Below are 14,363 nucleotides of genomic sequence, written 5' to 3' on the forward strand. Positions count from 1 at the left end.
GGATACGGTCGATTAAAATAGCGATTCGGTCTCCGTTTCATAAATGGTGCCGCTAGGCTGGGATGAGACGTATTCGGTTGGCTCTGTCCCTTTAATAAAGTACTCGAACATCGAGGTGTGGTCGGTTTTGCGGGTGAGCAAACCGGTTTCACGATCAATGCGTACCTTCACGATACCCGGTGGCACCACTTTGCTTTGTTCTGGCACATCCGCAAGGGCTTTTTGCATAAAGTCTATCCATGCGGGCCCAGCGGTTTTGGCACCAGACTCGGCCCCACGAATCGGTTGCTGCTCGTCATTCAAGTTGCTGTTGCGGGTTGTGCGCCCTAATTCACGTGAGTGGTCATCAAAGCCGACCCATACCGTGGTGACGATACCCGGGCCATAACCTGTGTACCAAGTGTCTTTAGAGTCGTTGGTGGTCCCGGTTTTACCGCCGATATCCCGTCGTTTCAGCGCTTGTGCGCGCCAGCCGGTGCCATTCCAACCGGTGCCATAGCGCCAGTCGCCGCCGCCCCAAATATTGCTCTGCATCATTTCGCGCACCAAGAACGCATTTTGCTCGTCAATAACTTGTTTGGCGGGCTGTGGCGATTCTTCGCTGTTACCGGTCAGCAAATTCTGCTCGTTGAAGGGGTCTGCTTTCTCCATCGGCTTTTCGCAGTCATCGCAAATCACCGATGGGTTAGCACGGTAAATTTCCTCACCGAAGGGCGTTTCTACCCGATCAATGATGAAAGGCTCCATAAAGTAACCACCATTGGCAAACACGCTAAACCCTTGTGCCATTTCAACCGGCGTTAAGCTGCCTGCGCCGAGTGCAATGGCTTCGGCGCGAGGGAGATCATCACGTTTAAAGCCAAAGCGAGTCAGATAATCTAAGGTATCGTCCAAGCCAACACGACGGAGGACACGCACAGCCATCACGTTTTTCGATTGTGCCAGTCCAATGCGAGCACGCAGTGGCCCTTCATAACGTGGCGGCGAGTTTTTCGGACGCCATGCCACGCCTTGACTGCGATCCCAGCGGTTGATGGGCGCGTCATTAATCAAGGTGGCAAGGGTCATGCCTTCATGGATGGCCGCCGAATAGATAAAGGGTTTGATGCTTGAACCCACTTGGCGCACCGATTGGGTAGCACGATTAAATTTGCTATGCACAAAGTTAAAGCCACCCACTAAGGCTTTGATCGCCCCTGTGGTGGGGGACATGGATACTAAGGCGGTATTGGCGTTGGGCACTTGTGCCAAGTGCCATTGATCGTCAACGCGACGAATCCACACCTGCTCACCGCTTTGTAAAATATCACTGGCGTGTTTGGGCGCGGGGCCTTGACGATTATCGGTAATGTAAGGGCGCGCCCAGTCCATCCCCGCCCAACCGAGTGTAATTTCTTGGCCATTTGGACCAATCACTAAGGCGGATTGGTCACTCACTTCGGTCACGATGGCAGGCTCTAGTGGGCCATAGCTAGGCTGCTTGGCAAGATAATCGACAATACGCTGGTGTTGCCAACGGTCGCTTGCGGCTTGCCATAAGGTGGCGACTGGACCGCGGAAGCCATGGCGACGATCGTAAGCAAGGATGTTATCCATCGCCGCATCATTGGCCGCGCGTTGCATATCGGAGTCCACACTGGTGTATATGCGAATGCCTGATGTGTAAGCATCGTCGCCAAAGTGTTCTACCGCCCATGCACGCGCCATTTCTGCGACATAAGGCGCATCGAGCTCAATTTCAGCACCGTGGTAACGCGCAACAATCGGCTCGTTTTTCGCTTGGCTATACTCGGCCTGCGAAATGTAGCCTTCTTTGAGCATGCGAGCCAGCACCACGTTACGGCGCTCAGTAGCACGAGACAGGGAGTACAATGGATTCATGGTGGATGGCGCTTTAGGGAGGCCGACAATCACCGCCATTTCACTTAAGGTCAGCTCGTCTAGTGTCTTACCAAAGTACACTTGTGCGGCGGCACCAACGCCATAGGCGCGGTAGCCGAGAAAAACCTTGTTAAAGTACAGCTCAAGGATTTCGTCTTTATTCAACAATTGCTCTATATGCACGGCGATAAAAATCTCTTTTATCTTGCGCATGATCCGCTTTTCGTTGGAAAGGAAGAAATTTCGCGCTAACTGTTGGGTGATAGTGCTGGCCCCTTGCTTCGCACTGCCTGACATGGCTACTACCACGGCGGCGCGAACAATACCAATCGGGTCGATCCCCGGGTGTTGATAGAAGCGACTGTCTTCAGTGGCGATCAGCGCATTAATCATTTGCGGTGGGATGTCTTCCAGTTTAACGGGGATGCGTCGCTTCTCACCAAATTGGGAGATCAGCTTGCCGTCAGCACTGTAAACCTGCATTGGGGTTTGTAGCTCGACATCTTTCAGTGTCGCCACATCGGGGAGGTCGGGTTTTACGTACAGGTAAAACCCGAAAATTGTAGTGACTCCCAGCACTGTGCAAACCAGTGCAAAGATAAGCAGACGCTTTATGAACTTCACCTGAGATTTCCCGTTCTGTTGCAATTGAGCCGTTCAATAACCATACGTCAGTAGTATAAAGGCACCAGCAATAAAAATAACCCGCCGTGAAGGGCTGTTTTCTAAATGCTGACTTCACGCTGACGTTGGGAGCCTAACACGAAATGGTTCGAAATTCGGCAGTTTTAGGTATCGATATTGGCCGAGATACCATTCACGCCATTGCGGTTCGTGCATATCGACAAGGCATTCAGATCGCAGGGCATCATGAAGTGCACTATCGTGCGACTGACGATCTTTTGACCCCGATGACCGAGATAAAAAAGCGATTACTTGCGTGTTTACCTTGGTATCAGCGCTTACGCGTTCCTGTGGTGGTAGGCGTGGATGACGATGCGGTGATCACCAAGCAAATTACGGCACCACTTATTGACGATGAGATTGAGCAAGAAGCCTTGATTGGCCAAAAGCTGAGTGCTGCCCTCAACATGGATACCGCTACCTTGTATTACGACTTTGAGGTCATGAGCGGTATTTCCGTTCAGCCGGGACAAGCCTGTTACCAAGTAGTGGCGTGTCGGCGTCATGCTCTCACTCCAGCCCTAGACGCGCTCAAGCGTGTCGGTTTATCGCCCTCGGTGGCAGACATTAACAGCCAAGCGTTAGTCGGGGTCTATCAAGTGATTCGACCTGTTGCGCAGGCTAACCACTGGCCGCTGTGGCTGCATTATCACGGTGGCTTGATCACCGCGATTCGTCTTTATCCGGATGGTCAGGTTTACCAGCATCGCAGCCGTTTGGGGGAAGGAGAGCGCTACGAACACCGCGAAGAGCACGCGAACACCTTAGTACAGCAGCATGTTGATCAGGCTTGCCATCGTGCGCGTGAGCACAATCGACTCTTGCCCCTGAGCACCGTTTGGATAAGCGGCGTCTGGCCTACCACACTCACGTCTGAGCATCTGGCCATCACACGCTTAAATCCAGTGGCGATGTTGGACCAAACTGCCCCCACCATCAGTGACGAGGCCAGTATTGCGTTGGGATTAGCGCTGCGTGGAGGGTACTCATGCGTATAAATCTACTCCCTTGGCGGGAAAAAGCGCGCCGTGCTCAGCGTTACACCTTTATGGTTCACACTGGTTTGGTGGTGCTGGGCGTGGTACTGGTGGTTAGTGCCGTGAACGCGGTCCAGCAGCACTGGCTGACTGAGCAACAGGCACGTAATCAACGCTTAACCGCCGGGGTGAACGATTTTCGTGCCACCTTACAGGCTTTCAAGCGCGAAGATAAAAAGCGTGCTGCGCTGCAATCGCGCTTACAACTGGTCAACGCATTACAACAACAGCGCAATAATGTCACCGCATTACTGAATTTCATTCCAACCGTGATGCCTGAAGGGGCGTATTTGAGTCGTTTGGCGCAGCAACACGGACGTGTCACGGTCGAAGGCTGGGTGACATCTAATGCGGAGATGGCAAGCTTGTTGGCAGCGTTAGAGCAAAGTGCATTAGCCACCGAGGTTGATATTGACACTGTGATCACCGAATCCGGATCGCAACGTGCCAACAAACGCTTTACGTTAAGCTTTCGCTTGACCGACTACGTCACACCGCAGCTACCGAAGCCCAAAGGAATGCAGTCATGATCGCACCCTCTGAGTGGGATTGGCAAAAACTCCCCAGTGCGCCACTCGCCACCCGCGCTATCGTTTGGGCGGTGGGCGCGTTCGCGCTACTCGTTCTCGCAGCTTTGCTGATTTGGCTACCCAACCAAGAGGCGTTGAAGGCAGCGACACAGCGCGAAGTACAACTTAAAGCCGAGTATCGATTGTTGGCCAACCGCGTGGCGGCTCTGCCCGATGTGGAGGCACAAATGCGCGCGTTAAATCAGCAATATGCCACTTTGATTGCCCAATTGCCGGAAGAAGAAGAGCTTTCGGGATTACTCGCTGGGGTTAATGAAGTTGGGATCCGCCATCAGTTGCGCTTCAAAACATTGAAATGGCAACCAAGAAAGCATGGCAGCTGGCTCGATGCTATTCCGATGACGGTTGTTCTGAGCGGTGATTATGCCTCTATCGGTGCATTCAGCGCGGATATTGCTGCCATGACGCGCTTGGTGTCGCTGCAAGATTTTGTTTTAACCCGTACTGAAACCGATGACATTCATGCGCCCTTGCTGCTGTCTGTGTCTGCGACCACATATCGTTATACCGGTGAACGTATTGCCACCGACAAGGAGGCCTTACAGTGAAGCGTCTTTTGGTGTTGTTATTTGGGTTGAGTTTGGTCGGCTGTGATAGATACCACAGTGATATCGAACGCTTTATGCAACAAACCCAAGCCAGTGCGCAAGTCACCGCGACCCGCATTCCTCCTCCGCCGAGTTACCAATCGATAGCCTTTGTCGCTGATCAGCGGGATCCCTTTGTGCTGCCAGCCATCAATACAGGTGGACAGGCTTCAACGGGTGACTGTTGGCAGCCCAATTTACAACGGCCTTTAGAGCCACTTGAGCAATTTCCACTGGCAAGCCTTGCCATGAAAGGCAGCTTAACCAAAGGCGCACAGCAACAAGCCTTAATTGCACGTCCTGATGGCACTATCACTCAAGTCAGTGAAGGTGCGCATTTAGGCGAGAACCGTGGCCGTGTAGTGGACGTGAATGCACACCAGATCGCCATTGAAGAAGCCCTGCCGGATGGCTTGGGGTGTTGGCAGCTTCGCACTGTTACCTTGTCGATGGAATCAACTTTGCCGTAGTTAGGATACCAATATGATGATACGCCCTTACCTTTCCCGCACGTTCTCGCAAAGCGTTCGCCCAGTCTGGCTCATACTGCTGATACTGATGTTCAGCCTGGGTTCAGTGCAGGTTGCCGCAAAGAGTATGCTGACTGATATTGCAGTGAAGCGTCTAGATAATGGTGATGCTCAGGTTTCGCTGACGTTTTCTGATGCCGCGGTAACGGCTGACTTTCGTCAACCCATCCCTCAGCAAGTCACGCTACGCTTGCCAAATGTACAGCTAAAACAGGCATTACTTGCGGTTCTCGATACTCGCAGCCGTCAGACCCCAGTGACTGAGATTGAGACCTTTCAGGCCCCTGAGAGTGCTCGCATTGTACTGCGTGCTGAGCAGGCCGTGGATTTTGATTATCAGCAGCAAGGAAAGGTGTTGACCATCCGCGTCTCTGCGGCAAAAAAAGCGCCTTCTGCGACGGCCTTAGCGCAAAAAGGGGCGGCGATCTCGATTAACTTCCAAGACATTCCGGTCCGTACCGTGTTGCAGCTGATTGCTGAACAGAATGATTTTAACCTTGTGACCTCGGACTCGGTACAAGGCAATATCACCATGCGCATTGATGGTGTGCCTTGGCAAGATGTATTGGATGTGATTTTGCGTGTGAAGGGGCTGGATAAGCGCCAACGGGGACAAGTGATGCTCGTTGCTCCGAGCGCTGAGCTGATGGCACAAGAAAAGCAAGCACTCGAAATGCGTCAGCAGGCCGATGCCTTACTGCCTCTGACCTCAGAAGTACTCACGGTGAACTATGCCAAAGCCAGTGATATCGCCGCCCTGATCAAAGGTCAAGGCGAAGGGGTCAGCTTACTGTCTCCTCGCGGGGCGGTGTCGCTGGATGAGCGTACCAATGCGTTGATCATTAAAGATAATCAAAAGAACTTAGCCCGTATTCGCACCTTGGTTCGCCACTTGGATGTGCCGGTGAAGCAAGTTGAAATTGAAGCGCGGATTGTCACGGTTGAAGAGGGGTCTGTCGATGAGCTGGGAGTGCGCTGGGGGATTTTAAATCGCAACGGTTCAACCAGTATCGGCTCTTCGATAGAAAGCAACCTGATGTGGGACCGTAACATGTACAATTCCGATGACGAGGCATTAACCGGATCGGGCAATGATTCTCTGCCGGTGGACAATTTTTTGAATGTGAACTTGGCCGCCTCCAACCCTGCCGCGTCAAGTCTGGCACTACAAGTGGCTAAATTGGGCAGTGATTTATTGCTGGATCTCGAGTTATCGGCGCTGGAAAGTGAAAACAAAGCAGAAATTGTATCGAGCCCGCGCTTAATCACCACCAATAAGAAAGCGGCATATATCGAGCAGGGGACCGAATTACCTTATCTTGAAGCCTCTTCCAGCGGTGCTGTGGCGGTGTCGTTTAAAAAAGCAGTACTTAGCCTTACCGTGACGCCCCAAATTACCCCAGAGAATGAGTTAGTGCTGGATTTGAAAGTCACCCAAGATATGCCAGAGAAGTCGGTGGTGGCAGGTAAAGGGGAGGCCATGTCGATCAGTACCAAGCGCATTAATACGCAGGTATTGGCGCGAAATGGTGAAACGGTGGTGCTGGGAGGGATCTTCCAACACACCATGATTAACAAAGAAACCAAGGTGCCATTACTCGGGGATATTCCGCTGTTTGGAAATCTGTTCAAACACCGTCTGAAAGATCATGCAAAACGCGAGCTTCTGATCTTTGTGACCCCTAAAATCGTCACAGGGTAGGTTAGGTGTTGCCAAAGGGGCCACTGTCCTGAGATAATTTTTAGTCTGATCACGAATTATCTGTGAGGAATTGGCGCCTCGGGCTTTTCTACATCAAGCCTGCGGGCGGTGTTGTTTTATTTAACCGCGCGTAAAATTGCTTAAAATGGCTGAAAAACGAAATATCTTTTTGGTAGGCCCTATGGGGGCTGGTAAAAGCACAATTGGTCGTCATCTCGCTCAACAACTTCACATGGAATTTTATGATTCTGACTCAGTGATTGAAGATCGAACTGGGGCAGACATTGCATGGGTGTTCGACGTTGAGGGAGAAGAAGGTTTTCGTCAACGTGAAGAGAACGTGATTAACGACCTGACTGAGAAGCAAGGTATCGTGCTAGCGACCGGCGGCGGCTCTATCATGAGTAAAGAAAGCCGTAACCGTCTCTCTGCTCGTGGTGTAGTGGTGTACTTAGAAACCACTATCGAGAAGCAGCTGGCGCGTACACAACGCGATAAAAAACGTCCTTTGCTTCAAACCGATCAACCCCGTGAAGTGTTGGAATCACTCGCGCAAGAGCGCAACCCACTTTATGAAGAAATTGCTGATTATGTGGTGCGTACTGATGATCAAAGCGCCAAAGTGGTCGCGAATCAAATCATCGAGTTGTTAGAGCAGCACTAATCCCAGACACAGGACCCGACCATGGAACGGATAGATGTTCAGTTAGGGGCGCGTAGCTACCCTATCTCTATCGGCGAAGGGCTGCTGGCAGATGCCAGCTTGTTTGAAAACGTACGTTCGCGTCGGGTTGCTGTGATAAGCAACGAGACAGTGATGCCATTATATGGCGAGAAGCTGGTCTCGACGCTTAAGCAGGCAGGGGCACAAGATGTCGCCTGCCTTAGCTTACCCGACGGTGAAGCGTACAAATCGCTAGAAACCTTCAATACTATCAACACCTTCCTACTTGAAAATAACTACAATCGCGATGTGGTGCTGGTGGCACTGGGTGGCGGTGTGATTGGTGATATCGTTGGCTTTGCCAGCGCTTGTTATCAACGCGGGGTAGATTTTATTCAAGTTCCTACCACCTTATTGGCGCAGGTTGACTCGTCGGTTGGCGGGAAAACGGCCATCAATCATCCCTTGGGTAAAAATATGATTGGTGCGTTTTACCAACCCAAAGCGGTGGTGATTGACACTCAAGTACTCAGCACCCTCCCAGATCGAGAGTTTGCGGCGGGAATGGCTGAGGTAATCAAATACGGCATTATCGCCGACGCGCCTTTCTTTGACTGGCTCGATAGCGAAATGGCGGCGTTGACCGCTTTGTCACCCGACGCGTTAAGTTATGCGATTCGGCGCTGCTGTCAAATCAAGGCTGATGTGGTCGCGCAAGATGAAACCGAAGCCGGTGTACGTGCTCTGCTTAATCTGGGCCACACCTTTGGTCATGCGATTGAAGCGGAGATGGGCTATGGCAACTGGTTACATGGTGAAGCGGTTGCAACGGGCACCGTGCTTGCTGCCCACACGGCACAGCGTCATGGTTTGCTGGACGAACAAAGTGTGTCCCGCATCACTGCCTTGCTCGAAAAAGCGCAGCTTCCCGTGCACGTCCCTGCCCAGATGAACTACGATGCTTTTATTAAGCACATGATGCGTGATAAAAAAGTGCTTTCAGGACAGTTGCGTTTGGTACTGCCAACAGCGATCGGCCAAGCGCAAGTGGTTGCAGATGTTCCACATCAGCTTTTAGCCGATGTGATTGATGCCGGTTAACCATTGAATGCATGACAAACACCTTTGATACCTTGGCCTTGGAGCTGGAAAGCCAAACCCAGCTCTTATCACGCCTGCAGTTTCTTACCCGCTTTAGCTCTAACCTTATCCAGGTCACCGGTCCGACTGGCGCGGGTAAAACCTGGCTCAGTGAGCGCTATATGGAGCAATGGGCCGACGCGTCGGTCCACTCCTTATTGGTGTGTCACACGGCACAAAATGATGCACAACGCCGTGCTATTTTGCTTCGTCAAATAGTCAAAGATGGCGTATTTAATGAGGCCGATCCGCTAGTCGATAGCCTGACGATGATGCTCGGCGACAGTGGGTGCGATGCATTAATTGTCATTGATGATGCCCACCGTCTTAGCCCGAATTTATTGTCTGAACTTTGGGCACTGGTTTTACAGGCACAAAACCAAGATCATTGGCGCATCAATGTGGTGCTTTTTGCGTTGCCCGGAAAGTTGAACAAGTGGCTTCGTCAGGTGTCATATGGCCAAGGCCAAAAGCCGTTAGAGTTAGAAGTCTCGCCCTTAAACGAGGGGGAGGAAGAAATGTTTATCGATGTGTTGGCGGTGACCCGACGCATTGATGCGACCAAGAAAAAACAATGGCTGGCCAAGTTGGCCAATCAAACCCTCTATCCGGGCATGATCATGGGCAAGGACAATCAGGAGACAGGCACAGTGAGTGACGAGAAGAAAAAGCCCTCGCGTAATAAACCCTTTACCATGCTGGTATTGGCCGTGGTGCTCATGGTCGTGGGTGCTGGTGTGATTTGGTGGTACTTCCCGAGCCAAAGTGATGATCAGTCCTCGGGCATGGTATTGCCAGAAGGGTTAAAGAATCTTGATGACTTACTCCGTGAACAGCAGGGCGAGCCAGAGAGCGCCGTGACTGCTGGCCAAGGCACCGAGAAAGGCATGGACCAAAACCCAGCCAGTACTTCAAACCGCACCAGCCAGTCAGGCTCGGTGACTGAAGATACAGTCTCATTGCCAGAAGAGGTTAATGGCGAAGGCTTGACGGTTGGCCGCGGAGATGAAGGCAAACGCGTTGTCGTGCCTGATGACGTGGTCGATGCCATGATTGAAGAGCAGGATGCAGGTGGTGATGGTACTGAGGCCGTTGACGAATCCTTGATCCCTGAGCTGGCACAAACACCGCCCACACCGGCGGCACCAGACAGCCGTCCAGAGCCTGCTGCTCCACGCCAAACAGCGCAACCGGAAGCTGCATCTCAGCCAGCGTCCGCGAACCAGACCTTGCCGTTAGATGCCCAAGCTCTACTGGCGGTGCCTGCACAGCGCTATGCGTTACAGCTGGCCGCCTTACAATCCCGCCAAGATGCGGTTGATCTGATTGCGAACTATCAACTTGATGGGCGTGTTCAGGTTTATCAAACTCGCCGTAATGGTGGCACTTGGTACATGGTATTACTGGGCGATTATGAGAGTGTCACCGCGGCGCGTCGCGCAGAACTCACGCTGGCCGACAATGTCCGTGCGCTGCAGCCATTCGTGAAATCATTTAGCCAAATTCACCGTGAAATCAATCGTGCAAATGGGCAGTAAAATCCGCTGATTGATGAGACAAAATAAGGTACAATCCGCCCCCTTTCATATCGCGGAGAATGACAAGGGGCAATGAAAAAGCATCGCGCGTTTCTAAAGTGGGCTGGCGGGAAGTATTCGCTGGTCGATGACATTCGCCGTCATCTTCCCGAAGGGGACACGCTGATCGAGCCTTTTGTCGGCGCAGGGTCGGTGTTTTTAAACACCGACTACGACCGCTATATCTTGGCTGATATTAATCCCGACTTGATTAATCTCTATAACATTATCAAACAAACCCCAGCACGGTTTGTCGATGATGCACGCGCCTTTTTCTGTCAAGACTACAATCAAAAAGCGCAATATTTGCAAGTGCGGGAAGACTTTAATGCCACGCAAGATCCGTATCTTCGCTCGCTCTATTTCTTGTACATGAATCGTCACGGCTTCAATGGCCTGTGCCGTTACAACAAAAAAGGTGGATTTAATGTTCCCTTTGGGTCTTACAAGAAACCGTACTTCCCTGAAAAAGAGCTGTTCTTTTTTGCCGAAAAAGCACAACGGGCAGAGTTTGTGTGTGAAGGGTATGCGGAAAGTTTTGCCCGCGCGAAGCTGGGCGACGTGGTGTATTGCGATCCTCCTTATGCGCCTTTAACCGCGACAGCGAATTTTACCACTTACGCCACCAACGGCTTTACGCTGGATGATCAAGCGTTATTGGCCGAGCATGCAGAGCAGGCAGCGATGGCGGGTGGGATCCCGGTTCTTATTTCAAACCACGACACCCCTTATACCCGTCGTTTATATCGTGGTGCGACCTTCAACGTGGTACGAGTCAAACGTACCATTAGCCGTAATGGGAATGGGCGTAATAAAGTGGATGAGCTGTTGGCACTGTTTGCGCCTCAACCCTAACAGGAAAGTGGCATTAGGTAATCATGCCGACAATGGCAAGCAAGGTCGCGACAAATACACCGATCATCACCACGCCTATCACGATGTACGCAGCAGGTGAGTCTTGAGCAAAATCGCGTTGACGGTTTTGCTCGGACTGCACACCAAAAAGCGCGGCAATCACACTTTTGATGACGTCCCAAACGCCTAATTTTGTTGTCATGATGCCTCCTTTTTTGTCGCTCTTATCCAACCCTAGTTGGCGGTATGTATTTTGTCAGCTGTTCAGGTAGAAAAGCGGGATCGAATAAGACAGCGCGAGCGAGATCGGGTAGAATTGCGGCGACTTTTTGGCAAGTGAGGCGACAACTATGACGGATTTTTTGATCGCGCCATCGATTTTATCAGCAGATTTTGCGCGCTTGGGCGAGGATGTAGAAAAGGTACTCGCCGCGGGTGCAGATGTGATCCACTTTGATGTAATGGATAACCATTACGTGCCTAATCTCACCTTTGGCGCGCCGATTTGTCAGGCGCTGCGCGATTACGGCATTACCGCCCCGATTGACGTGCACCTCATGGTTAAGCCGGTTGACCGCATTATTCCCGACTTCGCCAAAGCTGGCGCCGATATGATAACCTTCCATGCTGAAGCCAGTGACCATATCGATCGCACCTTACAATTGATTAAAGATCACGGCATGAAAGCCGGGCTGGTATTTAATCCCGCCACACCACTGCATTATCTTGATTACGTGATGGACAAACTCGACATGATTTTGTTGATGTCCGTGAATCCCGGTTTTGGTGGCCAATCGTTTATTCCAAGCACCTTGGATAAACTGCGTGACGTGCGCGCACGTATTGATGCCAGCGGTCGAGACATCCGACTGGAAATTGATGGCGGTGTGAAAGCTGACAATATCGCCGAGATTGCCCAAGCAGGGGCAGATATGTTTGTTGCCGGTTCTGCGATTTTTGGGCAACCCGACTATAAAGCGGCCATTGATGAGATGCGCACCGCGCTTGCAACTGTAAATAGGTAAGTAGTATGAGCCTTCGTTATATTGCCTTCGACCTTGATGGTACCTTGGTCGACAGCGTACCGGACTTAACTCAAGCGTTACAGATGATGCTGGCCGACTTGGACATGCCCACCGTGACGGTGGAACAAGTTACAGGTTGGATTGGTAACGGTGCCGATATTATGATCCGTCGTGCGCTGTCGCGTCGTCATGATTTTGCCACTGACTTGGATGCCGATTTGGTCGCTCGTGCCCGTGAGCGTTTTAACTTCCACTACGACAATAACGGCCATGAAAAAACCGTGCTGTATCCGGGCGTGAAAGATACCTTGGCCGCGCTGCATCAGCAAGGTTATCAACTGGGTGTCGTGACAAACAAACCCGTGGCATTTGTGCCCGCCATCCTAGAAGACTTAGGATTAGCCGCCTTGTTTACCGATGTGTTGGGAGGCGATAGCCTACCGACCAACAAGCCAAACCCAGAAGGGTTGCACCATTTGCGAGACAAGCATGGCTTAACCAATGTACAAATGTTGATGGTCGGTGATTCAAAAAATGACATTTTGGCAGCCCAGAATGCAGGCATCGCTTCTGTCGGGTTAACCTATGGCTACAACTACGGTGAACCGATTAGCGATAGCCGTCCTGACTATGTGCTGGATTCATTCAGTGAGCTACAAGCCGTGGTCGCCAGCCACCAAGCATAACGATTATATAGCAACATAACTACCGCCCGGTTGGGCAACGCGTAAAGGAACCTAATCATCATGAGTCAATCTTCAAAACCCATTGTACTGAGTGGTGTGCAGCCCTCGGGTGAACTAAGTATCGGTAACTATCTAGGCGCGCTGCGTCAGTGGGAACAGATGCAAGATGATTATGACTGCCAATACTGTGTGGTGGATTTGCATGCGATTACCGTTCATCAAGATGCGGATGCGTTACGCGAAGCAACCTTGGATGCGTTGGCGTTGTGCTTGGCGGTGGGCGTGAGCCCTGAGAAAAGTAACTTGTTTGTACAATCGCACGTGCCAGAGCATGCGCAATTGGGCTGGGTATTGAACTGTTACACCCAAATGGGTGAGCTGAACCGCATGACCCAGTTTAAAGACAAATCGCAGCGTCATGCTGAGAATATCAACGCCGGTCTATTTGGATATCCAGTGCTGATGGCGGCAGATATTTTGCTGTATCAAACCAATCAAGTGCCTGTAGGTAATGATCAGAAGCAGCACCTAGAGCTTGCCCGTGATATTGCCACGCGCTTTAACAATCGTTACGGTGATGTCTTTACCATGCCTGAGCCTTACATTCCTGATGTGAATGCACGGGTGATGAGCCTGCAAGATCCAACCAAGAAAATGTCGAAGTCGGATGATAACCGTAATAACGTGATTGGTTTGCTCGAAGATCCCAAAGCCATTGTCAAGAAAATCAAACGTGCGGTTACCGACTCGGAAGAGCCACCGCGTGTCCATTTTGATATCGAGCAAAAGCCAGGTGTCTCTAACTTGCTTGGTTTGCTGTCCGGGGCGACCGGTGAGTCAATTGCCGCACTAGAAAATGCCTACGAAGGCAAAATGTATGGCCATCTGAAAAAGGATACTGCTGAAGCGGTGGTGGCGATGCTCGAACCTCTCCAAGCGCGTTATCATGAGTACCGCGCTGATCGCGCGCTGCTCGACAGTGTGATGCAAAAAGGTGCTGAGCACGCATCGGCACGCGCACAGCAAACCTTGCGTAAAGTGTATGATGCAGTGGGTTTTGTTCCACGCGTGTAGCACACGAATATGACGGTATAAAAAAGCAGCGGCATAGACCGCTGCTTTTTTGTTTGCCCAGCGAAGCTGGCAAACCCGTCAGGTTGAAAGAAACCTGAATCGCCCCGACTGAGGGGAAGATAATCCGACTCGCAAGGGCGTTGCTGGCCAACGGCAGGGTCTGAAGGAAGCGATAGGAAGTTAGAGGCACACAACGCAAGTGAACCTGTTTCGGCTTGATAGGTGGGTAAGCGTGCAAAATAGCGTGAAGTCCAATACTCAGTCAGAACTATCAAGTGCTTGAGGGTGGCGTACCTCACAGGGAGACACACCAAGAACAGGGGAGGACGGG

General features: G+C 51.5%; 14 protein-coding genes. 12 read left to right on the forward strand and 2 right to left on the reverse strand.

Annotation, left to right across the window (positions count from 1 at the left end; genetic code table 11):
• Nucleotides 1-12 precede the first annotated feature (12 nt).
• Complete coding sequence (locus BGK46_RS12945) at nt 13-2,505, reverse strand: penicillin-binding protein 1A (protein ID WP_069589867.1); 2,493 nt, start codon at nt 2,503-2,505, stop codon at nt 13-15.
• Nucleotides 2,506-2,648: 143 nt separating this feature from the next.
• On the opposite strand from BGK46_RS12945, the gene pilM reads away from it, so the two are divergent.
• The 9 genes from pilM (at nt 2,649) to dam (ending at nt 11,247) form a co-directional block, all read left to right on the forward strand.
• Nucleotides 2,649-3,563 (forward strand): pilus assembly protein PilM, encoded by a 915-nt coding sequence (gene pilM / locus BGK46_RS12950; protein ID WP_069589869.1) that lies wholly within the window; start codon nt 2,649-2,651, stop codon nt 3,561-3,563.
• Nucleotides 3,554-4,132 (forward strand): PilN domain-containing protein, encoded by a 579-nt coding sequence (locus BGK46_RS12955; protein WP_084781457.1) that lies wholly within the window; start codon nt 3,554-3,556, stop codon nt 4,130-4,132. The genes pilM and BGK46_RS12955 overlap by 10 nt, the downstream gene beginning before the upstream one ends.
• Nucleotides 4,129-4,740: a type 4a pilus biogenesis protein PilO gene (locus tag BGK46_RS12960; protein WP_069589871.1), complete on the forward strand. Its 612-nt coding sequence runs from the start codon at nt 4,129-4,131 to the stop codon at nt 4,738-4,740. The genes BGK46_RS12955 and BGK46_RS12960 overlap by 4 nt, the downstream gene beginning before the upstream one ends.
• Nucleotides 4,737-5,249 (forward strand): pilus assembly protein PilP, encoded by a 513-nt coding sequence (locus BGK46_RS12965; RefSeq protein WP_069589873.1) that lies wholly within the window; start codon nt 4,737-4,739, stop codon nt 5,247-5,249. The genes BGK46_RS12960 and BGK46_RS12965 overlap by 4 nt, the downstream gene beginning before the upstream one ends.
• 16 nt (nt 5,250-5,265) lie before the next feature.
• Complete coding sequence (locus BGK46_RS12970) at nt 5,266-7,011, forward strand: type IV pilus secretin PilQ (protein ID WP_139130785.1); 1,746 nt, start codon at nt 5,266-5,268, stop codon at nt 7,009-7,011.
• 145 nt (nt 7,012-7,156) lie between these two features.
• Complete coding sequence (aroK, locus tag BGK46_RS12975; protein WP_069589875.1) at nt 7,157-7,675, forward strand: shikimate kinase AroK; 519 nt, start codon at nt 7,157-7,159, stop codon at nt 7,673-7,675.
• A gap of 21 nt (nt 7,676-7,696) precedes the next feature.
• On the forward strand, nt 7,697-8,776 hold the full coding sequence (gene aroB, locus BGK46_RS12980) for a 3-dehydroquinate synthase (RefSeq protein ID WP_069589877.1): 1,080 nt from the start codon (nt 7,697-7,699) through the stop codon (nt 8,774-8,776).
• 11 nt (nt 8,777-8,787) lie between these two features.
• Complete coding sequence (locus BGK46_RS12985; RefSeq protein WP_069589880.1) at nt 8,788-10,353, forward strand: AAA family ATPase; 1,566 nt, start codon at nt 8,788-8,790, stop codon at nt 10,351-10,353.
• Nucleotides 10,354-10,425: 72 nt separating this feature from the next.
• Nucleotides 10,426-11,247 carry an adenine-specific DNA-methyltransferase gene (gene dam, locus BGK46_RS12990; RefSeq protein WP_069589882.1) on the forward strand — a complete coding sequence of 274 codons (822 nt, stop codon included), beginning with the start codon at nt 10,426-10,428 and terminating at the stop codon, nt 11,245-11,247.
• A 13-nt stretch (nt 11,248-11,260) separates the two neighbouring features.
• Here dam and BGK46_RS12995 read toward each other — a convergent pair whose 3' ends face one another.
• Nucleotides 11,261-11,449, reverse strand: a complete 189-nt coding sequence (locus BGK46_RS12995) for a DUF2970 domain-containing protein (RefSeq protein WP_069589884.1) — start codon at nt 11,447-11,449, stop codon at nt 11,261-11,263.
• 148 nt (nt 11,450-11,597) lie between these two features.
• Here BGK46_RS12995 and rpe point away from each other — a divergent pair, with 148 nt between their 5' ends.
• Genes rpe through trpS form a run of 3 tightly spaced genes read left to right on the forward strand, consistent with a single transcriptional unit; the run spans nt 11,598 to nt 14,032 of the window.
• A complete protein-coding gene (gene rpe / locus BGK46_RS13000; protein WP_069589885.1) occupies nt 11,598-12,272 on the forward strand; it encodes a ribulose-phosphate 3-epimerase in 675 nt (224 codons plus the stop codon).
• 5 nt (nt 12,273-12,277) lie between these two features.
• Nucleotides 12,278-12,958 (forward strand): phosphoglycolate phosphatase, encoded by a 681-nt coding sequence (locus tag BGK46_RS13005; RefSeq protein WP_069589887.1) that lies wholly within the window; start codon nt 12,278-12,280, stop codon nt 12,956-12,958.
• 60 nt (nt 12,959-13,018) lie between these two features.
• Nucleotides 13,019-14,032: a tryptophan--tRNA ligase gene (trpS, locus tag BGK46_RS13010; RefSeq protein ID WP_139130784.1), complete on the forward strand. Its 1,014-nt coding sequence runs from the start codon at nt 13,019-13,021 to the stop codon at nt 14,030-14,032.
• The last annotated feature ends 331 nt before the right edge of the window (nt 14,033-14,363 follow it).

The sequence above is a fragment of the Salinivibrio sp. SS2 genome (assembly GCF_001722075.1).
Classification (GTDB): domain Bacteria; phylum Pseudomonadota; class Gammaproteobacteria; order Enterobacterales; family Vibrionaceae; genus Salinivibrio; species Salinivibrio proteolyticus.